This window comes from Skermanella aerolata KACC 11604 (genome assembly GCF_000936425.1).
Lineage (GTDB): Bacteria > Pseudomonadota > Alphaproteobacteria > Azospirillales > Azospirillaceae > Skermanella > Skermanella aerolata.
On sequence record NZ_AVFK01000054.1, the window covers coordinates 1 to 23,383 of the forward strand.

Annotated in this window: 21 protein-coding genes and 1 pseudogene; 15 read left to right on the forward strand and 7 right to left on the reverse strand. The window is 61.7% G+C overall.

What is annotated here, in order from left to right; genetic code table 11:
• Window positions 1-230: 230 nt before the first annotated feature.
• On the reverse strand, window positions 231-1,490 hold the full coding sequence (locus N826_RS33975) for a tyrosine-type recombinase/integrase (protein WP_044436472.1): 1,260 nt from the start codon (window positions 1,488-1,490) through the stop codon (window positions 231-233).
• A 632-nt stretch (window positions 1,491-2,122) separates the two neighbouring features.
• Between N826_RS33975 and N826_RS45505 the strand changes: the two are divergent.
• The 3 genes and pseudogenes from N826_RS45505 to katG form a co-directional block, all read left to right on the forward strand.
• A pseudogene (locus N826_RS45505) lies at window positions 2,123-2,332 on the forward strand (hypothetical protein); the annotation flags it as partial.
• A gap of 137 nt (window positions 2,333-2,469) precedes the next feature.
• Window positions 2,470-3,687 (forward strand): methyl-accepting chemotaxis protein, encoded by a 1,218-nt coding sequence (locus N826_RS33980; RefSeq protein ID WP_044436429.1) that lies wholly within the window; start codon window positions 2,470-2,472, stop codon window positions 3,685-3,687.
• 376 nt (window positions 3,688-4,063) lie between these two features.
• Entirely contained in the window at window positions 4,064-6,313 is a 2,250-nt protein-coding gene (gene katG, locus N826_RS33985) for a catalase/peroxidase HPI (RefSeq protein ID WP_425600608.1), read from the forward strand.
• Window positions 6,314-7,010: 697 nt separating this feature from the next.
• Here the strand turns inward: katG and N826_RS33990 are convergent.
• Window positions 7,011-7,568: an OsmC family protein gene (locus tag N826_RS33990; protein WP_044436431.1), complete on the reverse strand. Its 558-nt coding sequence runs from the start codon at window positions 7,566-7,568 to the stop codon at window positions 7,011-7,013.
• A gap of 221 nt (window positions 7,569-7,789) precedes the next feature.
• On the opposite strand from N826_RS33990, the gene N826_RS33995 reads away from it, so the two are divergent.
• From N826_RS33995 to N826_RS34015, 5 genes are all read left to right on the forward strand, one after another.
• A complete protein-coding gene (locus N826_RS33995; protein WP_044436433.1) occupies window positions 7,790-8,698 on the forward strand; it encodes a LysR family transcriptional regulator in 909 nt (302 codons plus the stop codon).
• A 246-nt stretch (window positions 8,699-8,944) separates the two neighbouring features.
• Window positions 8,945-9,397, forward strand: a complete 453-nt coding sequence (locus tag N826_RS34000) for a YsnF/AvaK domain-containing protein (RefSeq protein ID WP_169789471.1) — start codon at window positions 8,945-8,947, stop codon at window positions 9,395-9,397.
• Entirely contained in the window at window positions 9,394-10,275 is an 882-nt protein-coding gene (locus N826_RS34005) for a YsnF/AvaK domain-containing protein (protein WP_052832566.1), read from the forward strand. The genes N826_RS34000 and N826_RS34005 overlap by 4 nt, the downstream gene beginning before the upstream one ends.
• Before the next feature lie 65 nt (window positions 10,276-10,340).
• Window positions 10,341-11,270 carry a hypothetical protein gene (locus tag N826_RS34010; RefSeq protein WP_044436437.1) on the forward strand — a complete coding sequence of 310 codons (930 nt, stop codon included), beginning with the start codon at window positions 10,341-10,343 and terminating at the stop codon, window positions 11,268-11,270.
• A gap of 470 nt (window positions 11,271-11,740) precedes the next feature.
• Window positions 11,741-12,145, forward strand: a complete 405-nt coding sequence (locus tag N826_RS34015) for a pentapeptide repeat-containing protein (RefSeq protein ID WP_052832568.1) — start codon at window positions 11,741-11,743, stop codon at window positions 12,143-12,145.
• 16 nt (window positions 12,146-12,161) lie between these two features.
• Here N826_RS34015 and N826_RS34020 read toward each other — a convergent pair whose 3' ends face one another.
• Window positions 12,162-12,716: a CreA family protein gene (locus tag N826_RS34020; protein WP_244619741.1), complete on the reverse strand. Its 555-nt coding sequence runs from the start codon at window positions 12,714-12,716 to the stop codon at window positions 12,162-12,164.
• Between the two features lie 181 nt (window positions 12,717-12,897).
• On the opposite strand from N826_RS34020, the gene N826_RS34025 reads away from it, so the two are divergent.
• On the forward strand, window positions 12,898-13,392 hold the full coding sequence (locus tag N826_RS34025) for a ComEA family DNA-binding protein (protein WP_044436439.1): 495 nt from the start codon (window positions 12,898-12,900) through the stop codon (window positions 13,390-13,392).
• A 127-nt stretch (window positions 13,393-13,519) separates the two neighbouring features.
• Here the strand turns inward: N826_RS34025 and N826_RS34030 are convergent, their stop codons facing one another.
• On the reverse strand, window positions 13,520-14,443 hold the full coding sequence (locus N826_RS34030; RefSeq protein ID WP_044436441.1) for a manganese catalase family protein: 924 nt from the start codon (window positions 14,441-14,443) through the stop codon (window positions 13,520-13,522).
• 173 nt (window positions 14,444-14,616) lie between these two features.
• Window positions 14,617-15,099, reverse strand: a complete 483-nt coding sequence (locus N826_RS34035; RefSeq protein WP_044436443.1) for an Lrp/AsnC family transcriptional regulator — start codon at window positions 15,097-15,099, stop codon at window positions 14,617-14,619.
• 135 nt (window positions 15,100-15,234) lie between these two features.
• Here N826_RS34035 and N826_RS34040 point away from each other — a divergent pair, with 135 nt between their 5' ends.
• Window positions 15,235-17,691, forward strand: coding sequence for a transketolase (locus N826_RS34040; RefSeq protein ID WP_425600609.1), 2,457 nt, complete (start codon window positions 15,235-15,237; stop codon window positions 17,689-17,691).
• 25 nt (window positions 17,692-17,716) lie between these two features.
• Here the strand turns inward: N826_RS34040 and N826_RS34045 are convergent, their stop codons facing one another.
• Entirely contained in the window at window positions 17,717-18,604 is an 888-nt protein-coding gene (locus N826_RS34045; RefSeq protein ID WP_044436444.1) for a LysR family transcriptional regulator, read from the reverse strand.
• A 139-nt stretch (window positions 18,605-18,743) separates the two neighbouring features.
• Between N826_RS34045 and N826_RS34050 the strand changes: the two genes are divergently transcribed.
• The 5 genes from N826_RS34050 to N826_RS34070 all read left to right on the forward strand — a co-directional run bounded on the left by N826_RS34050 (window position 18,744) and on the right by N826_RS34070 (window position 22,895).
• Window positions 18,744-20,102 carry a CitMHS family transporter gene (locus N826_RS34050; RefSeq protein WP_044436446.1) on the forward strand — a complete coding sequence of 453 codons (1,359 nt, stop codon included), beginning with the start codon at window positions 18,744-18,746 and terminating at the stop codon, window positions 20,100-20,102.
• A gap of 22 nt (window positions 20,103-20,124) precedes the next feature.
• The gene (locus N826_RS34055) at window positions 20,125-21,444 is read left to right on the forward strand and encodes an acyclic terpene utilization AtuA family protein (protein WP_044436447.1); all 1,320 of its coding nucleotides are present in this window, start codon (window positions 20,125-20,127) and stop codon (window positions 21,442-21,444) included.
• Window positions 21,441-21,761, forward strand: a complete 321-nt coding sequence (locus tag N826_RS34060; RefSeq protein WP_044436449.1) for an AtuA-related protein — start codon at window positions 21,441-21,443, stop codon at window positions 21,759-21,761. Before N826_RS34055 ends, N826_RS34060 begins: the two co-directional genes overlap by 4 nt.
• Window positions 21,762-21,825: 64 nt before the next feature.
• Window positions 21,826-22,599 carry an SGNH/GDSL hydrolase family protein gene (locus tag N826_RS34065; RefSeq protein ID WP_244619740.1) on the forward strand — a complete coding sequence of 258 codons (774 nt, stop codon included), beginning with the start codon at window positions 21,826-21,828 and terminating at the stop codon, window positions 22,597-22,599.
• A gap of 92 nt (window positions 22,600-22,691) precedes the next feature.
• Window positions 22,692-22,895 carry a hypothetical protein gene (locus N826_RS34070; protein WP_044436451.1) on the forward strand — a complete coding sequence of 68 codons (204 nt, stop codon included), beginning with the start codon at window positions 22,692-22,694 and terminating at the stop codon, window positions 22,893-22,895.
• A gap of 26 nt (window positions 22,896-22,921) precedes the next feature.
• Here the strand turns inward: N826_RS34070 and N826_RS34075 are convergent, their stop codons facing one another.
• Complete coding sequence (locus N826_RS34075; RefSeq protein ID WP_044436452.1) at window positions 22,922-23,245, reverse strand: hypothetical protein; 324 nt, start codon at window positions 23,243-23,245, stop codon at window positions 22,922-22,924.
• Window positions 23,246-23,383: the final 138 nt, after the last annotated feature.

The window sequence follows — 23,383 nt, forward strand, 5'->3', positions numbered from 1 at the left end:
GTCCTCTCGTCTGCGGGCGGGTGTCCGGCTCAATGGCGTCAGCTGACATCAATGACCCACTATCTGCCATCACGGTCAACGCTGCCAATGGTCCGTCAACAGCCTAATCTGTTTGCCCGACCGCCGCACAGCTGCCGCCTGTTCTTCGATCGCCAGCGCCGCTGTCGCCCTGAAGCCGTATGTCTCAGGCGAATTGCAGGCAGTCGATGCTCTTGGGCTTCAATGTAACCTCATCCAGCTCGATCATGGTTCAGAGAAACACCTTCCCCCTTCCTCATGGGTACCGTCCCGCAATATGTCGCCCACGCCTCCATCAGCAGGCGCCGCTTCTCGAACAGATCACCCCGACGATATGCGGCTTCCACTTTGTCGGAGATGCTGTGCGCCAGCGCCATTTCCGCGACATCCCGTGGGAAATGTGTCTGCTCAGCAGCCCAGTCCCGAAACGTAGAGCGAAAACCATGAGCGGTCAGGTCATCCCGCTTCATGCGCTCCAGCACCTTCAGGAGGGCCATGTTCGACAGCCCCTTGCCGGGGTTCCCGCCAGGGAACACGAACCCGCCCGGTCGTCCCTCGACCATCTCCGCTGCCGCCTGTTGGTCTCGAAGTAGCTTGATCACCGGCGCCGAGAGTGGGATCCGGTGTTCTCTGCCAGCCTTCATTCGGCTTGCGGGAACTGTCCATATACCTTCCGCCAGACTGATTTCACCCCATCGCGCGCCGATCACCTCACCGGTCCTGCCGGCCGTCAGGATCAGAAATTCCAACGCCCGCGCCGCATGCCCTTCCTGCGACCGGAGTGACGTCATGAAGGTGCCAATCTCGGCATAGGGCAACGCTGGATGATGTTGGACCTTCTGGACTTTGGCGCGGAGGGGGAGGAGGTGATCCAGATGGCCGCGCCAACGGGCCGGATTGTCGCCTTGCCGGAAATCGCGCACGGTCGCCCAGTCGAGCACCGCTTCGATGCGACCACGCACCCGGCTCGCGGTCTCCGTCTTCGTTCTCCAGATCGGCTCCAGCGCCTTCATCACCAAGGCAGTATTCACAGCCTGAACCGGCAAATCGCCGAAGACCGGGTTCGCGTAGGTCTCCAGGGTAGACGCCCATTGTGCGGCGTGCTTCTCGTTCTTCCATCCCAATCGATGTGCGTCGATGTAGGCGGCCGCGCATTGACAGAATGTCATGGCCTTGGACGCCTCCAACTTGGCGGCCAAGTTCCTCGCCTGACGACCCGCCAACGGATCGCGCCCATCGAAGCGCTCAGTCCGGCAGGAGGTCGCTTTTTCGCGTGCTCCGGCCAAGGTGACGGCGTGTACTGGCCCCAGCCCCATGTCGCGGCGCTTCCCGTCAACCCGAAACCGGAACACCCATGACTTTGCGCCGCTCGGCCCGACGCGAAGGTAAAGCCCTCCACCATCTGCATACAGCCCCGGCTTCGTTAGCCGCGTCACCGCCAAGGCTGTCAACTGACCGATCTTCCGCGCCATGCTCGTCCCATCATGCCTGTTCAGGAACATCGCCGGAACTCTGTTCCATCCATTGTACCATCCACCAGGGGCGGATTCGGAGAGACATACAGATACAAGTAGGAACAGCTGAACGTCAATAGGCTGATAAGATTAGTGTTTTTGAAACACCTAGATATACGCAGGGGCGCCAGTTGGGCGGACACCCTATCCGCCACTTCCCCCGTTCCGGGGCGTCCGTGGAAATCCACCGGCGTACAGCTTTCCCTTACAGACCAAAGCACCGTCGGCGACCGCCAGTTCCGGAGCGATCCGCAACTCGCGCGCCTTCGTGTCGATCGATAGTTTGCGGCAACTTTGGGCGCCCTCCGCCCAGATCTCCTTCAGCCGCGCGATGACCGACGGCGATAGAATTGGGCGCGTCCTTGCCCAGCACAACCCTAAGCGAGCTTAGCGCGGGCCGTCAGGGGATCATCGATCGCGTCGGCATGGCGAAGGCGAATAATGCTGCTTTCCTCGTTCATGGCGTATCGCCCGTTGGAGGTTCAGGCAGCATCCGTACGATACTTATCCTGGCTCATCCCGGCCATCCCGATCTGCGGCATCCGGAGCCTGAGGCGATTGGCGCGCTATGGCCGAACATGGCAGAGCATGTCGCCCACCGCCGGCGGACCAAAGGCGCGGTCGTGTAGGAGGCCGCCAAGCTGATGGTGTTCAAGCTTACGACCGCCGCCACGAAAGCTTGGCGCCACCTTTGGGGTGAAAATCAGTTGCCCAAAATCAATCAGAGCATCACATTCCGCGACGGCACCGAGGTCTTCGACCCCCTCACAGGATGCCGACTGATCGGACCGTCACCCTGATTCCGGCATAGCTTCCATCGACGCCGTTGATGGCCGATGTCTTTGAGCAAGTTCTCATACGTCCGCTCCAATTTCCTTCCAGGCTGGAGCGCGCACGGTATTCGCCAGCAGTGCCGACAGCGCGGGAGAACCCATTGATGCTCGCCACCAACAGCCCGTCGATTGGACGGTTCGACAAATCCTTCCTTGTCCACATGATCAAGGATTTTTTCCTTGTTCTGCTGGCTGTAACGATGCTCGAGTTCACGTTCAAAGCTGTAGGTGTCTTCTACAACTACAGCATGAATGGAGCGACACAGGCGCAGGTTGTCGCTGATGACCTGGCCGAGAACGTCCGTTCGATCATGCGGAACGAAGGTGGGCCAGTCGCCGCTCGCACCATGTATCCGATCTTGCAGAAGAACTGGGCAGAGCTCGGTTACTCTGTCGCAATTGTTCCCTCTGATGTCACCATTCGCTCCATCAAGAACGGTTTCGACTTTGTTCCGGCCGGCATTCCTGAGTCCTGGCCCCAAGGTGAATTCAAGGAGGCGGCGGTCCAAATTACGGCCGAGACCTTCTGTTTGTCGTGCCATACCGAGGCGCGGGTCGGCGATGTCCTGGGCACCGTCATCGTGCACAATTATCTGGAACGCGATTTCGCGATCTGGTTCGAACAAATTCGTCTCGCAGCGGGCTTCGCTCTCGCCAAGATCATGTTGCATTCCGTACTTCTGTTTTTGATCCTGCGCGCTCGGATGGAGCCGCTTTTGCGATTGCGCTCCGTGGTCAGCAATCTTTCGAAGGCTTACAGTGCGCTGGATCAGAGGGCAGAGATCCGGACGGAAGATGAATTCGGCGCGCTGGCGTACGATTTGAACATCTTTCTTGATCGCATCAACCGTCTGATCGCTGAACTCAATCAGGTCCTGCTGCGCGTCGTGGCGGTGAATGACGATATCGTCACCGTCCAAAGCGATCTGCGCGGCCAGATCGACCGCGTGGTGACAGGCGTTCGGCGGCTGGAGCGGGATGCGATGATGGCTGCCAAGCGCGAGCCTCGCCTCTCCGACGATTGGTTCAAGGCAATCCGCACGGCGGTTCAGGCGCTGGATGACAAGCTCGCGCAGGCGGGCGAGATTCCGCAGGCAGGCGAATTGCTTGAGGCGCTGCGTACTGTGGTCGGGCATGCCGAGACCCAACTGGAGACGTCGGAGAAAGTCTTCGAAAGGCTTGCCGCTGTTGGGGACGACACTGAGAATCTGAGAGGTGCCATGGCCGAGATGACACGGCTGGAAGAGCGCATGAAAACGATCATCGAGACAGGTGGCACCTTGGTGCGCCGGCTCCAGCCGGAGGTCGGACAAGTGGTATGATTGCTTGATGAGCGCGGAACCGCCTGTTCGGACCAATCGAGATGGCCGAAGTGAGCGGCGTCGGCCGATCCAGCTCAGTTCCCTACAGGACGTCAGCGGCCGGTGTTTCAGCCAAAGCGACCTCGATGGCGGTCCCGGCCCGGCGCAGGCGCTCGATTTCACCCAAGTAGGACGCCTTTGCCTCCGGGCTTGTGCCGCCGTCGGAGTATATTTTGCGCCGGTGTCATACAAAACCTCTTGACCCATCTTTTTAGAATCGTTCAAAATTGTTTTCTGGTCTCAAAATAGGGAGCAGGGCCGGGCGAGGTGCGGGAGGCGCCCGGTGCGGCCGACGGCGAAGGGCAGTTTCGGACCCGTGTGCGGGTCAGATGAAGTTATGCAGTACGAGTTGTTGCCACAAAAAACACAAATGACGCAGGAGGCAATGATGGACGCAGAATCCAAAGAGAGCGCAGGAAAGTGCCCGATGGGCGGAGGGAACCGCAGGCGCGGGAATCGCGACTGGTGGCCGGAGGCCCTCGATATCGAGATGCTCCATCGGAACTCAGCCATGTCCGATCCGATGGACAGGGACTTCGATTACGCCAAGGAATTCCAATCCCTCGACCTGGATGCGGTGATCAAGGATCTGCACGCCTTGATGACGGATTCGCAGGAGTGGTGGCCGGCGGACTTCGGCCATTATGGCGGGCTGATGATCCGGCTGGCATGGCACAGTGCTGGCACCTACCGCATCACCGACGGGCGCGGGGGAGCCGGCGCAGGCCAGCAGCGATTCGCACCGCTCAACTCCTGGCCCGACAACGCGAACCTCGATAAGGCGCGCCGCCTGCTGTGGCCGATCAAGCAGAAGTATGGCCGGAAGATCTCCTGGGCCGATCTGATGGTTCTGGCCGGCAACATTGCCCTCGAGTCGATGGACTTCAAGACCTTCGGCTTCGCCGGCGGCCGCGTGGACGTCTGGGAGCCTGAAGAGCTATTCTGGGGTCCTGAGGGAACTTGGCTCGGCGACGAACGCTACAGCGGCGAACGCCAGCTCTCGGAACCTCTCGGCGCGGTGCAGATGGGGCTCATCTACGTCAACCCGGAGGGACCGAACGGCAAGCCGGACCCGATCGCGGCGGCCAGGGATATCCGCGAGACGTTCTCCCGCATGGCCATGAACGACGAGGAGACCGTGGCGCTGATCGCAGGCGGCCATACCTTCGGCAAGACTCATGGTGCGGGCGATCCGTCCTTCATGGGACCGGAGCCCGAGGCCGGCGCGCTCGAGGATCAGGGCCTCGGCTGGAAGAGCAAGCACGGCACGGGCTTTGGGGCCGATGCCATCACCGGCGGTCCTGAAGTCATCTGGTCACAGACACCGGTCAAGTGGAGCAATCACTTCTTCGACAACCTGTTCGCGTTCGAATGGGAGCTGACCAAGAGCCCGGCCGGTGCATTGCAATGGCAGGCTATCGGCGCTGAACCGTCGATCCCCGATCCCTTCGACCAGTCGAGGAAACGGGTGCCGACCATGCTGACGACCGACCTGGCGTTGCGCTTTGATCCCGCCTACGAGAAGATCTCGCGGCGGTTCCATGAGCATCCCGAACAATTCGCGGATGCCTTTGCCCGCGCCTGGTTCAAGCTTACCCATCGCGACATGGGGCCGACCGTGCGCTATCTCGGCCCGCTTGTCCCGCAGGAAACATTGCTCTGGCAAGACCCGGTTCCGCCGGTCGATCATCCGCTGGTCGATGAAAGTGGCATTGTCGACCTGAAAGCACGGGTTCTTGCTTCCGGTCTGTCTGTCTCTCAGCTGGTCTCGACGGCCTGGGCCTCGGCTTCAAGCTTCCGTGGTTCCGACAAGCGCGGCGGCGCCAACGGCGCACGCATTCGCCTCGCTCCGCAGAAGGACTGGGAGGCGAACGAACCCGCTCAGCTCCAACAGGTGCTTCAGAAGCTTGAGGCAATCCAAAACGACTTCAATGCTTCCGCCGGTGGCGGCAAGAAGGTCTCGCTCGCCGACCTGATCGTGCTTGCCGGTGGTGCCGCAATCGAGAAGGCGGCACAGGACGCGGGGTTGAACGTTCAAGTTCCCTTCTCGCCGGGTCGCACGGATGCTTCGCAGGAGCAGACCGACGTCGAGTCCTTCGCACCGCTCGAACCTCGGGCCGACGGCTTCCGCAACTATATCCATAGCTCGAAGCACCAGTTCATGCAGCCCGAGGAGGCCTTGGTGGATCGGGCGGCCTTGCTGCGGCTGACCGGACCAGAGATGACCGTCCTCCTCGGAGGCCTGCGCGTCCTCGGCGCCAATACCGGCGGCTCCAGGCACGGCGTCTTCACCAACCAGCCCGAGACGCTGACGAACGACTTCTTCGTCAACCTGCTCGACATGAGCACGGAGTGGCAGCCGCCGAATACCGAGGGAGTCTACGAGGGCCTGGACCGCAACACCAAGGCAGTCAAGTGGACCGCCACCCGCATCGACCTGATCTTCGGTTCGCACTCGCAGCTTCGAGCATTCGCCGAGGTTTATGCGTGCAGCGACTCCAAGGAGAAGTTCGCGAAGGACTTCGTCTCGGCCTGGACGAAGGTGATGAACGCCGACCGCTACGATCTCGCGCGGCCGCTGCATTGATCTGAAGCGTTGGATGAAACCAGGGCAGCCATTCAAGGTATCTTGGAGCGCCGCCTTGGTTTCCAGTGCCGAGACACCATCCCGGTTGCCGGCGTGTTCTCTCGGGATTGCAGCCGATTTATGCCGCGAACGAACTGATCGCCGCCCAAGGCGGTACGTGCGCCCCTTCGTGCCCGAACACCATGCGCACTCGCGTAATTCAGGAGAGTATTTCGGCGATGCCTGTTTCGTCATGATGATCCCGGTTACTCAAGAAAAGAGACTTCCGACAAACCGGGTGCGGTTCATAAATTAAAAAAAGGCCGCCCCGAAGGGCGACCTGAGTTTAGGGAGGAAACGCCCGATAAGGCGATACAACATCACTGTTGCATTGCGATAATAGACTTGGCTATTGCATAGTTCCATGAAGAAGTTAAAGTTGTTTCTGCATTGCCGCTTTTCGTTTTTGCATATTCCTCTTTATTGTGGCAAGAAAAGCTCCTGAACCTAATAAATTATCTTTTTCAGTTTCGTATTATTTCTGATGAGGTACGATTTTCATGCAGTAAATTTAATCTGTTTTCGTACGTCAATAAACCCAAGAGTGGACGGCTGGCCACCAGGAGGCAGGGTCCTAATACCACCTCGCACCGAAAATTCTGCACGGCATATCCGGTCATAGCTGGATAACTTGCCTGGAAGCAACCGGCGACCTTGCTCAGTCTCCAGTGACTGGATCAAGGTCGCTGGCGAGAGCAACATCAAGATGAACGGGATTGTGCAAGGTGTTGGCGACCGGCGACCACAGCGTCGCATGCTTGATCAGCGCGTTAAGAGCATCGCGCGGCGCATCGGCTTCCAGGTGGACGGTGACGTGGATGGCTTCGAAGCCGATCGGCTTGGGGTCGCCTCTCCCAACTCTCCAACCGGCAGACATGTCGATCTCGGCTGACAATTCCAGTTCCAGCCGGTGTATTGGGATGTTGCGAACGACAGCATTGGCGTGAATGCCTACGGCCAAGCAGGAACCAAGCGCGGCCAGAAGCGCTTCCAAAGCGTTGGGAGCGGCTGTCTCGCTCAGCAGTCCTTCCGGTTCATGCTCCATGACCGGCTGGGCCGGAAGATCACGGATGTAGTTCAGCTGATGGAAGCGGCCCTGGGCGACGGTTCGGCATCGCAGTGTCCGAATGATGTTCAGGCTGCTCTCTTTCTTGGCGGACTGGGAGCCCGGCTCGGGTGGGAAACGATCTGTTGACGGAGCGGCAGGCTTGGGCATCGCGGCATCCTTTTGCTGGTACTAGTTGTTAGTAGACAAGTGATCCGGGAGCGCGTTGTATCCAACCGGATGCCAGTAGGTGCTGGACATTCCGCTGAGTGACCGATGCGATTGTTCAAGGAACATTGGCCGAAGTTTCGGCTTGATCATCGTAAGTGTTTCCCGTTGCCAAGTCACGCCGTCAAAACCGGCGAGCGGGAAAGCAAAAATGCGGCGGATGCATGCTCGATTGGGACGATCTTAGATTTTTTCTGGCTCTGGCGCGCACCGGAAGCCTATCGGCGGCGGCCCGCGATCTGCGGGTCGCCCAGTCGACTGTTGGCCGCCGGCTGACCTCGCTCGAGGCCAGCCTCGGCGTACGGCTGCTGAACCGCACGCCGGATGGCTATATGCCGACCCTGGCCGGCGAGGAGGTCCGCACCCAGGCCGAACGCCTCGAAGCGGAAGCGTTGAGCCTTGAGCGCACTGTTGGCGGGCGCGACAGTCGCCTGGCAGGTCTGGTTCGCGTCACCTGCGCCGAAACCATCGCCAGCTACCTTCTGGCGCCCTGCTTCGCGGCACTGCATGCGGAACATCCCGATATGATGGTCGAGCTGATCTCCAACCCGCGCGAGCTGAGCCTCGCCATGCGCGAGGCCGAGATCTCCGTGCGTCTGACGCGATCGGATCAGCACGATCTGGTGGTCCGGAAGATCGGCACCCTGGACTTCGGGCTCTATGCGGCCCCAACATATCTGGAGCGCCAGGGTGAACCAGGCTACAATGCTGGCTGTACGGGTCATCACCTGATCACACAGCTCGATGACATCCAGGATGCGGCGCAAGCCAATTGGCTGGCCGATTTGGCGCCGCGTGCGCGTATCGCGGTGCAGACCAACAGCCACGAAGCAGCACTGCTGGCCGCCGCGCATGGCGGTGGTCTGGCGTGCCTGGCGCGCTTCCGGGCCGATCGGGAATGCGGGCTTACTCGCCTGACGACGCCATCACCACCCCCGAGCGCCGGAATCTGGCTTGTCGTGCACCGCGACAACCGCCACACGGTCCGGATCAGAACTGTTCTCAGCCACATCAGTGACTGCGTTCACGGATTGGGCGGGATATTGTCGCCAGACACGAAGAAGTCTTCATAAGAAAGGCGAGCCCGATCGCGAAAAGCAGCATCCCTGCTTTCAGACTTTAAAGGCGATGCGGATTTGCATAGTTGGTCGCCGTATTTGCATACGATAGAGCGAACAACTTCTTTAGTCTGACTCTGTTCTGTCCTGCACGCAGGCGGCAGTTCATCGCCGCCGCCGCCGGCTGCCGCGTCCGGCAGCCGTATTCGGCCTCCGTGCAAAATCGATATCACCTTTTCACAGGACTTTCGCATGCCTTCCGTGCGCACAGACGCTGACGACTTGGTCGTGCCTCTTCATGTCGAGGAGCTATCCGTCACCCGGCGTCGTGTCGTCGGCCAGACGGTGCGGATCAGCACCGCTACCCACGAGCGCGAGCAATTGGTCGATGAGGAACTGACGCACCACCTGGTCGAGATCGAACGGGTGGCGGTTGGGCGTGTCGTCGATTCCGTACCGCCGGTCCGCGAGGAGGGTGACGTCACGATCGTACCGATCGTCCAGGAAGTCGTCTTCATCGAGCGTCGGCTCGTCCTCAAGGAGGAAGTTCACATGCGTCGGGTACGGGTCACCACTCGTCATACGGAAACAGTGACCCTGCGTGAGCAGGAGGCCGTGATTACCCGTAACGCCCCAGGTCAGCCGGCGATTGCCGATGACCCTCAATCCCTTGACGACAAATCCACCACATTGCTTCAGGAACAGCAGACATGACTGTCGAAACCATCGTCGCCATCTACGATACTGCCAGCCAAGCCGATGCCGCCGTGCGTGATCTCAAGGCCGCCAATGTGCCGGCGGACGCGATAAGCCAGCATGCGGGTACTGCGTCGTCGACTACATCTACAACTAAGACTACAACGGCGCCGGGTCAGGAGCAGGGATTCTGGGCCAGCCTGTTCGGCGGTGACTCCGACAGCGAGGCCGAGGTCTACGACCGCAGCCTTCAAAGCGGCTCGACCGTCGTCACCGTGAAATCAGACGAGCGACAGGTCGCTCAGGTTACAGGAATCCTCGAACAGCACAATCCGGTCGATATCGACGAACGGGCGGCCGGCTATGGCCTGTCGCAGACCACCACGACCACGACCCAAGCACCGCTTGCCCAGGCACCGCTTGCCCAGGCACCGCTTGCCCAGGCGACACCGAACAAGATTGGAACGGCCGCTTCGACCGAGGGTGGAACGATCCAGCTTGCCGAGGAACAGCTGAGTGTCGGCAAGCGGGCGGTCAACCGCGGCACCACCCGGATCCGCCGCTTCGTGGTCGAGACTCCGGTTGAGGAGCAGGTTTCCCTGCGGGACGAGACGATCAGAGTCGAGCGGCGCGCGGTAACTGGCGGCAGTGCGGCCGCCGGTGCGGATTTCACCGAGAAGACTGTCGAGATGACCGAAACCGATGAGGAGGCCGTCGTCGCCAAGACAGCCCGCGTCATCGAGGAAGTGGTCGTGAGCAAGGACGTGACGGAGCGCGTCGAGACGATCAAGGATACCGTGCGCCGCGACGAGGTCGAAATCGAGAAGATCCCTGGCGGCAAGACGGCTGCAGGTTCCATGACGACTCCGGCCGCGCCGCGCAATCCGAAGATCTGAGTCACCAATAAGAAGATCGCTCGGGGTGCCGCGAGGCGCCCCGACAGCACAATCTGGAGAAGTCAATGTCTACCGACACATATGCCACCCCGCCGATCCGCGGACCGGGAGTGCTTGAGACGTCCACGACCATGACGGCCGGCACCCATGTTCACCGGCGCATCTCGTGGGCAGCAATATTCGGGGGCGTGATCCTGGCCCTCGCCATCCAGCTCGTGCTCAGCCTGCTGGGTGCCGGCATCGGCCTCGGCACCGTCAGCACCAATGCGGGTGACGCTCCGAGTGCCAGCAGCCTTGGCATTGGTACCGGCATCTGGTGGGTCATCAGCAGCTGCCTGGCCATCGCCGCAGGCGGCTACGTCGCGGCGTGGCTGGCCGGCGTCGAGATCCGGTTCGACGGCGTTCTGCATGGCCTGATCACCTGGGGCATCACCACCCTTGTGACGTTCTGGCTGTTGACTTCGGCGATCGGCGGGATCATCGGCGGCGGCTTCTCGGCCCTCGGCACCGTGACCTCGGCAGCCGGTAGCGGCCTCAGCGACGCTGCCAGGCCGATCGCGGAAGCGACCGGAGTTTCTCCCGACATGCTTCAGCAGCAGGCCCAGGCCTACTTGCAGCCAACCAACCCGGATCCGACGACGATGAGCCCGCAGGACGCGCAGAAAGCGGTCGCGACCGATTTGGTGACCTATGCGGGCGGCGGTGCAGATGCCGCGGCCGCCAAGGAGCGGATCATCAATATCATGGCCGTCCAGATGAAGATCAGCCACGACGAAGCCGCGCGGAACTTTGACGAAGGTCAGGCCAAGCTGAAGCAGACCCGCGACCAGGCTGTACAGACCGCCAAGGACACCGCGGACGCCAGTGCTTCGGCGGCCTCCAGAACGTCCTTCGCCGGTTTTGCCGTACTGCTCCTCGGTGCTGTCGCTGCAGCAGTCGGCGGCTCCTTCGCCGTCCAGCGCCGGCTCCAGGTGACTCAGCGCGTAGTTCGGTAACTTCGAGCCGCTCTCAAGGTGGCTGGCTCTACCGGACAGGCCGGCCACCTTTTCTCCTGCGTTCCGTATCCCCGGGTTTAAAGTTTGCTTTTCGACGGAAAGCTGACATGGCCCTGCTCGATCAGGGTTTCGGTGGCCTCATGGACAGACCCGGAAGCGAAGCATCTCCTATTCAAGCTATTTTGGTGAACATGTTCGGCTGTCAGGCGGCTAGACTGGGGTACCGGAACATTTTGATCTGGTGATGCTCGGGTGTGTCACGGAATGAAATTCATCTCGGCAGTGCTCCAGCTTGATATCTTGATCCGCGCTCTCGCGCGCGAATTACCTCCGCCGCCACTACGCGACACTGCTTCGCAGTTCCACGCCATGCTATCCCGCCTGGAAAGTCACTTGCCGGGACGCTCACCACGAGCCTCAATGATAACACGCCGCGCATTCGCGGGTCCTTAATAGGGGAAGCTTCCTTGATGGCCGACGAGACCGATCATGCGCCGGAAGACATGGCCTCTCTCCTAAAAAGCCATAGCTTGTGGGCCTCGACCGACGGCGCCCAGGGCGAACGGGCCGATTTGAGGAATCTCAATCTGGCTGGACGCTCCTTGTGGCGCGCCGATCTGCGCCGTGCGCTTCTCGACGGCTGCAATCTGGCGGCAGCTAATCTTGATCATTGCGACTTTCGTGGTGCGTCTCTCAAGGGCGCCTGCCTGTCCGGCGCTTCCCTGTGGGAAGCCAACCTGGGCAACGCCGACCTGCGCGGCGCCGATCTGCGAGATGCCAAGCTGGATCACGCAGATCTCAGGGGTGCCGACATAACGGGCGCCAAGCTGGAAGGCGCCTCCTTCAAGTTCGCGCTGCTTGGTCAGTCCGTCTGATAGCTAGGAAGGAATGCTACTCCGGCTTGCCGTGGCTCCAGGTAACCTTTTCATCGAAGAGCGGAATGGTCGAGACAGCCATCTTTGCGCTGCCTTCCTGTACCTGCCGGGAAAACGACACGTAGACGAGGGTGTTGTTGGTCTTGTCGTAGATGCGTCGGACTGCCAGTGACTTGAAGATCAGGCTCTGACGTTCGCTGAAGATTTCGTCCCCGTTTTTGTCGGTTTCGATCTCGCCGATGACGATCGGGCCGGTCTGCCGGCAGGCGATCGACGAGTTGGAAGGGTCCTGGAACCAGTCGCCCTTGCGTAGCCGATCAATCAGGCCGCGGCTGAAGTAGGTCATGTGACAAGTGACGCCCTGAACTTCAGGATCGGAAATCGCCTCCACGACGATGTCGTTACCCGTCCAGTCCGTTCCGATCTTACCTACTTCCTCGGCTGACGCGGGGACGGTGATCGCGGCAAGAAGACAAAACAGAGATGTAATTCGAATCATACGAGATGCCTTGGTTGATGGATTGAGCAGGTCGGTCGCCGTAACAATCTCCGGCACAGCGCCGATGACCATGATGCGGCAACAACACTCACGGCCTTTCCTCTCATCCGGTTTGATGGATGCTCTCTTCCGATGAGATCGAATGACCGTTCCAGCCGCCGCTTGCAACCGCTAACAAACCTTAGGATGAGATTTCTGGAACTTGAAAGCATGGTTACGGTTGTAGCTCCGCAGCCCTCAAGGAGACCAAACGATGGACAAGAAGAGCGTCACCGAAACTGCGGCCGATGCGGCAAAGGTCGCCGTCGGCGTAGCGGCAATGGCTGTGGACGCCCTCATGGGCGCCGACCAGACGGCGGAAAAAAATCGTAGCGGTACTGAAGATGTGGGGCGGCAGGAAACTGCCGAAGCGGGAGCATCGGATCAGTTGGCAAGCAAGATCCAGAAAGACCGGAACAATCTGGAGACGCCGCAATCCCGAGCTGGGGAAGTGGGGGGCAGCGGATATGCACCCGCCAAGGACTTAAGTCCGTCAGATGCTATCAGCGTCGAGTTTCAGAATTCCTCCGGCGCAGTCAATATCAACAAAGCAAAATTCGATGAGCTCGTGTCGTTGAAGCATATCGGCCGAGGCCGAGCCAAAAGAATCATAGCCAGCCGGCCCTTCCGGTCGGTCGACGACCTTGCTTCACAGGGCATCGTTCCAGCGGATATTCTGGCTGAACTTCGTAAACAACTGGCTGTTTGACACGGCTTAATGGCGAACTCGGCGTCCGATCCTGTAAGATAGGCGCCGATTTCGTATCGCGTCCTGCGGATAACGGCTGATTTTCGATTTTGGAGACGAGGATAAGCTATCCCCGTCTCCGCAGCGTCTACCGCGACTTTTCGTACAGCTTCTTCGCGATCTCGAACATTTCTTCCGGTGCATAATCCGGCGTGAACGCCGATGCTACGCCGGTGAGGTCATGGATCTTGCCGCCCTCCGGGTAGCCGTCGACGACTTCAAGTTCTCCCGGCGGGTCACCCGGCAAAGCCTGCTCACCGTTGCCCCAAATGCCCGACATATCCTTGTAATCATCGGGGCTGAAGCGATAAAGCCGCCTGTGAGAACCCTCGGCAAGGTACTTCTGGCTTTCTGGAATGCGATCAAGGTTGATGTTCGGGGTCGGCAGCATCTTCTCGATCTCGACACCCGTGATCTGCTTGATCGCCAACGCATAGGCATGTGCGTGCACGGACCCGCGAACCAGAAGATAGCCGCAGATTTCACGGCCAAGCGGATCGGTCAAGGTTTCGTAAACCCGCAGCTTATGGAGCCTCGCACCGCATTCCAGATGGAAATTGTGAAGCAGATCGACAACGACGTTGCCGGTCGTGGTCACGAAATCCATGTTCCACGACGCGCCGTTGCTGTTCATCGGCATGGCGCCGCCGCCGTTGGACAGGAACGAGGCCGCAAGCCGGATGTCCTGCATGTCTTCGAAAGGCGCCCCGGTGATGTCGGCTCCACCCGCTTCGCTGCTTTCGATATCGGGACCGGCGTTCAGCATGGCGACACCATTGCTGACCAGCTCGACGTGGCCGAGTTCCTCCGCCGTGATGGCGGCGACGAGGCTGTAGAACGGCCGCAGCTTGCTTTTGCTGCGGAAATTGAAGCTCTGGAACATATAGTTGCTCAGAGTGGACATCTCGCCGTATTTGCCGCCAAGCAGTTCCTGCAAACCGGCTGCGGCATTTGGATCCTGCTTTTTCGGGGAAGGCAGTTCGATCTGTAGCTTGTCAACTCGCAGGAACATGGTGGTCTCCCTCGGGGAATGTGAAGCCACCTTTCAACAGCGCGACGCACAAATAGTCTTTCAGTTAATTATCATTGATAGGCAAGTTTAATTGTTTCCAAACACCTTGATAGTTCAAAAAACAAACTAACAAGGATTTTTCCGGGGGAAGTCGATCGGGTGAAATTTTTGTCCTAGACTGCAAGATGGTGCAGCGGCAATGCCGTCTCGTAGCGGACCTGCTTGAGCGCGAAGCTGGATTTTATGCTGGCTACGCCGGCTATCCGGGTCAGGTGAGTCTTCAGGAATTGCTCGTAGGCGGCAAGGTCGGGAACGACCACGCGCAGCAGATAGTCGGCTTCCCCCGTCATCAGGTAGCACTCCAGCACTTCGGGGCGCTGGCGGATGGCGGCCTCGAAGGAGTCCAGCCGTTCCTCGACCTGTTTTTCCAGGGTGACGCTGACGAAGACGTTGACCGGCAGTTCCACCATCGCCGGATCGACCAAGGCCACATAGGTCCGGATCAGGCCGCTTTCCTCCAGCGCCTTGACGCGCCGCAGGCAGGGGGATGGCGACAAGCCGACGGCTTCCGCTAGATCGTTGTTGGCGATGCGGCCGTCCTTCTGGAGGCGCGTCAGTATCTTGCGGTCGATCTGATCAATCTGGGACTTTGGCATGCGCTGCCTCCGCACTTGGCCTTATTAGCATAATCTGCCAAAATCATACGATTGCGCGCGGTACTTCGCAACCAACTGCCCACGCCCGGATGTTATCGTCATGCCTGTTCTTGAGCCAGGGATGCGATAGCGAGAATGGTTGACTCAACGGCCACCCAGATGACGATTGCCCGCAACGATGCTGGCACCGGCGATGCCGATACTGTCGAGTGCCTACGCGAGCTGGAGAAGAAGATCCTGTGGCTCGCCTCGTGGACGATCCACAACGCCAACCACATCAGGCCGAACCTGGACGGCCTGAAGGTAGGCGGGCATCAGGCTTCCTCGGCCTCGATGGCGTCGATCATGACGGCGCTGTATCTCTCTGCCCTGAGGCCCGAAGACCGGGTCGCCGTCAAGCCGCACGCCAGCCCGATCTTCCACGCGATCCAGTACCTGATGGGCAACCAGACGCGCGAGAAGCTGGAGAACTTCCGGGGCTACAAGGGAGTGCAGAGCTATCCGTCGCGGACCAAGGACGTCGATGATGTGGATTTCTCGACCGGGTCCGTCGGCATGGGCGTCGCGCAGACGCTGTTCTCGTCCCTTGTGCAGGACTACCTGAAGGCCCGCAATTGGGCGCCGGACCTGCCGGAAGGCCGGATGGTGGCGCTGATCGGCGACGCCGAGATGGACGAAGGCAACATCTTCGAAGCCCTGCTCGAAGGTTGGAAGCACGGCCTGCGCAATACATGGTGGATCGTCGACTACAACCGCCAGAGCCTCGATGCGGTGATCCGGGAGGGACTGTGGGAGCGTCTGGAAGGCATCTTCCGCAACTTCGGTTGGGATGTCGTGATCCTGAAGCACGGCCAGATCATGCTGGAAGCCTTCAAGGAGCCGGGCGGCGAAGCCCTGCGCAACTGGATCGACAGCTGCCCCAACCAGCTCTATTCCGCCCTGACGTTCCAGGGTGGCGCCGCATGGCGGAAGCGCCTGATGGACGACTTGGGCGACCAGGGACCCGTGTCGCGCCTGATCGAGAGCCGGTCCGACGAGGAACTGGCGCGCCTGATGGGAAATCTTGGCGGCCATGACCTGCCGTCCCTGACCGCTGCATTCGAGAACGCCCGCAAGCACGACCGCCCCGTCTGCTTCATCGCCTATACCATCAAGGGCTTCGGCCTGCCGCTGGCGGGCCACAAGGACAACCATTCCGGCCTGCTGACGCCGGCGCAGATGGATGCCTTCCGCGATGCGCAGAACATCCGGCCCGGCCATGAGTGGGACCGGTTCGAGGGTCTGCCCCTCGGCGAGGACAGGCTGTCCGCCTTCCTCGGCAAGGTGCCGTTCTTCGCCAAGGGACGCCGCCGCTACTTGGCTCCGACCGTCCCGGTGCCGGACGAGTTGCAGGTGCCGGTCCAGAAGGCGCTGTCCACCCAGGCCGGCTTCGGCCTTATCATGAACGAGCTGGGACGCACGAAGGGTGGTCTGGCCGACCGCATCGTGACCACTGCCCCCGACGTCACCGTCTCGACCAACCTGGGTTCATGGGTCAACCGGCGCGGGCTGTTCGCCAAGGAAGCCATGGCCGACCTGTTCAAGAAGGAGCGCATCCCTTCGACCTATAGCTGGGAGTTCTCGCCCGAGGGCCAGCACTTTGAGCTGGGCATCGCCGAGGCCAACCTGTTCACGATGCTGTCGGCGCTGGGTCTGTCGCATTCGATCTTTGGGGAACGCCTGCTGCCGATCGGCACGGTCTACGACCCGTTCATCTACCGGGGCGCCGACGCGCTGAACTATGCCTGCTACCAGGATGCCCGGTTCATGCTGGTTGCCACCCCGGCGGGCGTAACGCTGGCACCCGAAGGCGGCGCGCACCAGTCGATCGGCACGCCGCTGGTCGGCATGGCGCAGGACGGTCTGGCCTATTTCGAGCCGGCCTTCGTCGATGAGCTGGGCGTCATCATGCGCTGGGCGTTCGATTACATGCAGCGGGACGGCGAGGGCGAGAAGAACGAGCGGAACTGGCTGCGCGACGAAATCGGCGGCTCCGTCTATCTGCGCCTGTCATCGAGGACGCAGGAACAGCCGACCCGCAACCTGAGCCCGGACATGCGGCGCGACATCATCGACGGCGCCTACTGGATGCGTCCGCCCGGTCCGAACTGCCAGTTGATAGTGGCGTATACCGGGGCCGTCGCTCCCGAAGCGATCGAGGCCGTCGGATTGATGGCGGAGGACCGGCGCGACGTCGGCCTGCTCGCGATCACCTCCGCCGACCGTCTCCACGGCGGCTGGAGCGCCGCCCAGCGGGCACGCGAACGCGGGCTGATCCATGCGCGCTCGCACATCGAACGGCTGCTGGAAGACGTGCCGTCCAACTGCGGGATAGTCACGGTGATCGACGGCCACCCCGCGACGCTGGGCTGGCTCGGGTCCGTCCAGGGACACCGGACCCGCGCGCTCGGCGTCGAGCATTTCGGCCAGACCGGCACCGTCGCCGACCTCTACCGTCACTTCGGCATCGACGCTCAGGGGATCGTTCTGGCCGGCCAGACCGTGGCGGCGGGCAAGCCGATCCGGCACCTCCACACGATCGGCGGCGACTGACCGGCCGCCGAGACGCTTCCGACGATTACGCCTCCCAAGAGGTCAGCATATCGCGCAACGCTTCCGCCGCTGGCGGAAGCGACCGCCCGGCCTTGAGGACCAGCGTGATCGGCCGGCGGAGGACGGGGTTCCCGATCGCCAGTGACGGAAGCTCCGCTTCCATCCTCAGTTCTATCGCGGTGGAAGGCAAGATCGCGATGCCCAGACCCGCCCGCACAAGACCGACGGCCGTGCTCATATAGGTCACCTCATAGGCCGGCACGACCAGATGCCCGCCATCGGCGAAGGCCCTGTCGATCAGACTGCGGACGCTGCTGCCCTTGTCCATCAGGATCAGCGGTTCCTCGATCAGCCTGTCCAGCCTGATCTCGACGGCGTCGGCAAGCGGATGCGCGGCAGGGACGACGGCCCGCATCACGTCCTCGAAAAGCGGTACGGTCTCAAGCTCGGCATCCGGCTCGATATCGCTGCCGATGCCGAAATCCACGGCTTCGTCACGAACCGCCGCGTTGATCCGTTCGCCCACGGAATCCCTCAGCACGACCCTGATCTGCGGATGCCGCTCCTTGAAGCGCGCGATCAGCGGCGGCAGCACGGTCGCGGCGACGGAGGGCAGGGCGGCTATCCGCACGGTGCCGTAGCGGAGGTTCGCCATCTCGCGCGCATTGGCGACGACGGCGTCGAATTCCCCCAGCAGACGTTCCAGCACCGGCAGCATTTCGCGGCCGATCCGCGTCAATTCGACCGCGCGGGTATTGCGGTCGAACAGCTTCACGCCAAGCGACTGTTCCAGCTGCCGGATCTGCACCGTCAGCGCCGGCTGGGTCAGGTTGAGCAGGTCGGCAGCCCGCGTAAAGCTGCTGAAGCGTGCTACGACGACGAAGGACCTGACCTGCCGGAGATGCATATTCATAAAGGAATTTTATTACTGAAATTAAAACAATTCAATTCTTCTATCGGGAAAATTGCTTCATACGAAGAGCCAATAAATCGCGAACATCGCAAAAGCCGCCCCTGAAGAGGCGCCGACAAGAACCAACAAAGGAGAGGAAATGTTAGCAGCCCTTGGATTTGCGACCATCGCCGTCTTTCTGACGGCGATCATGACCAAGCGCGTGTCCGTTCTGGTAGCGCTGGTTCTCATCCCCGTCTTCTTCGGTCTTCTGGCCGGCGCCGGTCCCGATCTGGGCAAGATGATGCTCGACGGCATCGCCAAGGTTGCCCCGGTCGGCGTCATGATCATCTTCGCCGTCCTGTATTTCGGGCTGATGCTCGATGTTGGGCTGTTCGATCCGATGATCAACCGGCTGATCCGGCTGGTCAAAGGCGATCCCGTAAAGGTGGCGCTCGCAACCGCCGTGCTGACCATGGCGGTCGCCCTGGACGGCGACGGCGCCACCACGTTCCTGATCACGGTCTCGGCCATGCTGCCGCTCTACCAGCGTCTCGGCATGGACCGGCTGGTGCTGTCGGGCATCGTGGCGCTGGGGGCAGGCGTGATGAACATCATCCCCTGGGGCGGCCCGACCGTCCGCGCCATGGCGGCGCTGAAGGCTGACTCGACCGTGATCTTCAACCCGGTGGTGCCCGCCATGGCCGCCGGCATCCTGTGGGTCCTGTTCGTCGCCTTCATGCTGGGCCGACGCGAGAAGCGGCGTCTCGCCATCGCCTCGCCTGCCGTGTCCCTGGCCGGAGCCGAAAGCGTCGGCGCCGCCGCCGTCCGGACCGACCTGGGCCGCGACGAGGACGCCGTGCCCCAGCGGGACGGCGCGGGCAAGATCGCGCTGGAGAAGCCTTGGCTGTTCTGGTTCAACACCACCCTGACGGTGGCGCTGGTGATCTGCCTGCTGATGGCGCTGATGCCGCTGCCGATCCTGTTCATCGTCGCCTTCGCCATCGCGCTAGTCGCCAACTATCCGCGTTGGGAAGACCAGCAAGCGCATCTGGTGTCCCACGCCGCAAGCGTCGTCACGGTGTCCACCATGATCTTCGCCGCTGGCATCTTCACCGGCGTCCTGACCGGCACAAAGATGATCGAGGCCATGGCGTCGGCGGCAGTGTCGGTGATCCCGGAGAGCATGGCCGGATGGCTGCCGCTGATCGTCGCCGTGACCAGCATGCCGCTCAGCCTCGTCTTCACGCCCGACGCCTATTACTTCGGCGTGATGCCGGTCCTGGCGCAGGCGGCGGGGACGCTCGGCCTCGACCCGACCGTGATCGGGCGGGCCGCTATCCTGGGCCAGATGACCACCGGTTTCCCGCTCAGCCCGCTGACCGCGTCGACCTTCATCCTGATCGGCCTCAGCGGCGTCAACCTTGGCGATCATCAGCGCTTCATCTTCCCCTGGGCCTTCGGCACCACACTGGTCATGACCGCCGTCGCCTATGCCACCGGCGCCCTTGCCGGCTGATATCAGCTTTAGGAGACATGACATGGTACGTATCGGCTGCGGAGCAGGGTTCGGCGGAGATCGCCTGGAACCCGCGGTCCGCCTTCTCGAAGATGGTGCCCTCGACTACCTCGTGCTCGAATGCCTGGCGGAGCGGACGATCGGCCTGGGCCAGAAGCGCCGGCTGCATGATCCGGCAAGCGGCTACGATCCGCTGTTGGAGCGGCGCATGCGCCCGCTGCTGCCGCTCCTGAAGGAGAAGGGCACCCGTATCGTCACCAATATGGGATCGGCCAACCCGCTGGCGGCAGGGCGGAAGATTGCGCGGCTCGCCGGTGAACTCGGCATAGACATCACTGTCGCGGTGGTGACCGGCGACGACGTGCTGAGCGTCCTTGACCCGGAAGCGCCCTCGATGGAGGACGGCAGGCCATTGTCCAGCTATGGCCGTATCCTGTCGGCCAACGCCTATCTCGGCGCCGACGCGATCCTACCGGCGCTGCAATCCGGCGCCGATGTGGTGATTACCGGCCGCGTCGCCGATCCGTCGCTGGTCGTGGCTCCCCTGGCCCATCACTTCGGCTGGGACCTCGGCGATGCCGACCGTATCGGCCAGGGTACGGTGGTGGGTCATCTGCTGGAATGCGCCGGCCAGATTACAGGCGGCTACTTCGCCGACCCTGGACGCAAAGACGTTCCCGGCCTCGCCGACCTCGGTTTCCCCTTCGCCGACGTCGATGCCGACGGCAACTGCGTGCTCAGCAAGGTCGCCGGCACCGGCGGCCTCATCACGGCGGCTACCGTCAAGGAGCAGCTTCTTTACGAAGTCACCGACCCCACCGGCTACGTCACGCCCGACGTGATCGCCGATTTCCGGTCCGTCCGCATCGCACCGCTCAGTCCCGACCGCGTCGAAGTCTCCGGCGGCACCGGCAGGATTTGGCCCGACACGCTGAAGGTCAGCGTCGGCTATCACGCCGGCTATGTCGGGGAGGGCGAAATCTCCTACGCCGGAGCCAACGCGCTCACCCGTGCTCGGCTGGCCGGCGAAGCCCTCCACGCCCGGCTGGCTTCGCAGTTCCCCGAACTCCGCGTCGAATGCCTCGGTGGCGACTCCTTCCGCTACGGCTTCCTGGAAGGGCAGGAGCCGACCCGCGAATACCGCCTCCGCATCGTCGGCCGCGCCCAGTCGCGGGAGACGGCGGAAGAAATCGGCCGCGAAGTCGAAGCCCTGCTGACCAATGGCCCCGCCGGCGGTGGCGGCGCCCGCAAATACGTCCAGGAGACCGTTGGCATCGTCTCGGCCCTGCTGTCCCGCACGAAGATTGAAGCACAGCTCACGGTCATGAGGAGCGCGTCATGAGCATCCGTCTGCACGACATCGCCCATTGCCGCGCCGGCGACAAGGGCAATACCTCGACCCTGTCGGTGTTCGCCTACGATCCGGCCCACTACCCGTTGCTCTGCCGTGAACTGACTGCGGAAGCCGTCAAGGCGCACCTGTTCCGCAACGTCCAGGGCGACGTGACCCGCTACGAGATGCCCAATGTCGACGCTCTCCAGTTCGTCTGCCGTCAGGCGCTCCACAGCGGCGTCACCACGTCGCTGACCATCGATCCCCACGGCAAATGCCTGAGTTCCGAATTGCTGGAGATGCAAATCCCAGCATCCCGAGTATAGCCAAAATCAATATACCCTTGTATCAATCCAGCGGAGTCAATCGACAAGAATAACTGGGGGGACCATGTCCATCACACGCCGCCGCTTCATGTCCATCACGCAGCGATGCCTGATCGGCGCTCTAACGGGGTTGATGTTGTTCGCAGGAACCGCCGCTCAGGCTGCCGACGCGTCGGCTAAGCGCATCATGATCTTCGGCGACAGCAATACCTGGGGCTACATCCCGGTCGAAAGCGGGACGACCACCCGCTATCCGGAAGATGTCCGCTGGCCTGGCGTCCTGCGGGCGGCGCTCGGCTCCGGCTACGAGGTCGTGGACGAGGGGCTGAGCGCCCGGACGACCGACCTTCCGGATCTCACCCTGCCGCATATCTCGGGAGCCGGCCTCGACGGTTCGGCCTATCTCCCGGCCGCCATCGCGACGCACCTGCCGCTCGACCTGGTCGTGATCATGCTCGGCACCAATGACCTGAAGAAGATGTTCGACCGCTCGCCCCTGCGGATCGCGCTCGGCGTCGGCAAGCTGGTCGATATCGTGGCGCAGGTCAAAGGCGGCGTCGGGACGTCCTATGCTCCGCCCAAGGTCCTCGTCCTCTGCCCGCCGCCCCTCGGCACCGTCGCTCCGCCGGAGCGGGCCGAACGCTTCGCGGGCGGCCTTGAAAAGTCGAAGGCCTTGCCGGCCTATTACGAGGCCATCGCCAAGGCGGCGAACGCCGAGTTCCTGGATGTCGGCAAGCTGACCGCGACCGACGGCGTCGACGGCATCCATCTCTCCGCCGCCGCCCACAAGGCCATCGGCACCGGTGTCGCCGACAAGGTCAAGGCGATCCTGAAGTAAATAAGCGCCCTGCCAATCACCGCACAAAAAACATCGAACGCATCCCACTCCAAATCTGTTGAGCATATCCGTACCCGGATTTGGAGTGGACCATGCCGATCAGCAGTACCGAAGAATTCGAAAAGGCGATGCAGGAATTCCAGCGTCTCCGCGACGCCCCGGACGACTCGTCCGATGGCAAGCGCCGCATGGAACTCGACGCCGAGATCAAGGCCTATGACGCCTCGCGCGGCGGCACCGCCGAGGGTGGCGGAGAGCAGACCGGCGGCGGCAGTGGCACGCCCGGCCGCTACTGAACCCGGCAGACCGCTGCTTCCTCTGGTCAGCCCGGGTTCAGCAGCGGGATTCTGCGCGTCTGGCAGACTTCCTCCATATGCCGGCAGAAGGCCTGCAGAATGGGGGCAGCCAGGGCTGCCGCCTCGTCGGTCACATGAGCGTCGGCTTTCAGCACGATGGCTGGAGCCTCGCGCATCAGCCGCGCGGTCCGGAACGGTCCGATGGTCTCGTCGCAGAACATGGCGGCACCCATGATGATACCCAGGACCACATCGTCGGCGTCGTGCGGATGGGCCAGCGTACGGTGAAGCTCCCGGAGGAGCAAATAAGTGACGATGGACGTGTGCTCGAGCATGGCGGTCTGGCTCATGATGCCTCTCCCCATCAGGGTTTCCGGTATCCGTGAAGCACCAGGATCGTCTTTTTTACCGGCTGACGCAGTGAACCGATTCACGTTTACGATGTATACGGCGCGGATTCTTTCAGGCTTCTCCGAAAGTGCCATGAA

Coding starts and splice junctions, on each gene's coding strand:
- N826_RS33975 (WP_044436472.1), bottom strand. CDS start 1,490: ATGGCGCGGAAGATCGGTCAGTTGACAGCCTTGGCGGTGACGCGGCTA.
- N826_RS33980 (WP_044436429.1), top strand. CDS start 2,470: ATGCTCGCCACCAACAGCCCGTCGATTGGACGGTTCGACAAATCCTTC.
- katG (WP_425600608.1), top strand. CDS start 4,064: ATGCAGTACGAGTTGTTGCCACAAAAAACACAAATGACGCAGGAGGCA.
- N826_RS33990 (WP_044436431.1), bottom strand. CDS start 7,568: ATGCCCAAGCCTGCCGCTCCGTCAACAGATCGTTTCCCACCCGAGCCG.
- N826_RS33995 (WP_044436433.1), top strand. CDS start 7,790: ATGCTCGATTGGGACGATCTTAGATTTTTTCTGGCTCTGGCGCGCACC.
- N826_RS34005 (WP_052832566.1), top strand. CDS start 9,394: ATGACTGTCGAAACCATCGTCGCCATCTACGATACTGCCAGCCAAGCC.
- N826_RS34010 (WP_044436437.1), top strand. CDS start 10,341: ATGTCTACCGACACATATGCCACCCCGCCGATCCGCGGACCGGGAGTG.
- N826_RS34015 (WP_052832568.1), top strand. CDS start 11,741: ATGGCCGACGAGACCGATCATGCGCCGGAAGACATGGCCTCTCTCCTA.
- N826_RS34020 (WP_244619741.1), bottom strand. CDS start 12,716: ATGGTCATCGGCGCTGTGCCGGAGATTGTTACGGCGACCGACCTGCTC.
- N826_RS34025 (WP_044436439.1), top strand. CDS start 12,898: ATGGACAAGAAGAGCGTCACCGAAACTGCGGCCGATGCGGCAAAGGTC.
- N826_RS34030 (WP_044436441.1), bottom strand. CDS start 14,443: ATGTTCCTGCGAGTTGACAAGCTACAGATCGAACTGCCTTCCCCGAAA.
- N826_RS34035 (WP_044436443.1), bottom strand. CDS start 15,099: ATGCCAAAGTCCCAGATTGATCAGATCGACCGCAAGATACTGACGCGC.
- N826_RS34040 (WP_425600609.1), top strand. CDS start 15,235: ATGGTTGACTCAACGGCCACCCAGATGACGATTGCCCGCAACGATGCT.
- N826_RS34045 (WP_044436444.1), bottom strand. CDS start 18,604: ATGAATATGCATCTCCGGCAGGTCAGGTCCTTCGTCGTCGTAGCACGC.
- N826_RS34050 (WP_044436446.1), top strand. CDS start 18,744: ATGTTAGCAGCCCTTGGATTTGCGACCATCGCCGTCTTTCTGACGGCG.
- N826_RS34055 (WP_044436447.1), top strand. CDS start 20,125: ATGGTACGTATCGGCTGCGGAGCAGGGTTCGGCGGAGATCGCCTGGAA.
- N826_RS34060 (WP_044436449.1), top strand. CDS start 21,441: ATGAGCATCCGTCTGCACGACATCGCCCATTGCCGCGCCGGCGACAAG.
- N826_RS34065 (WP_244619740.1), top strand. CDS start 21,826: ATGTCCATCACACGCCGCCGCTTCATGTCCATCACGCAGCGATGCCTG.
- N826_RS34070 (WP_044436451.1), top strand. CDS start 22,692: ATGCCGATCAGCAGTACCGAAGAATTCGAAAAGGCGATGCAGGAATTC.
- N826_RS34075 (WP_044436452.1), bottom strand. CDS start 23,245: ATGAGCCAGACCGCCATGCTCGAGCACACGTCCATCGTCACTTATTTG.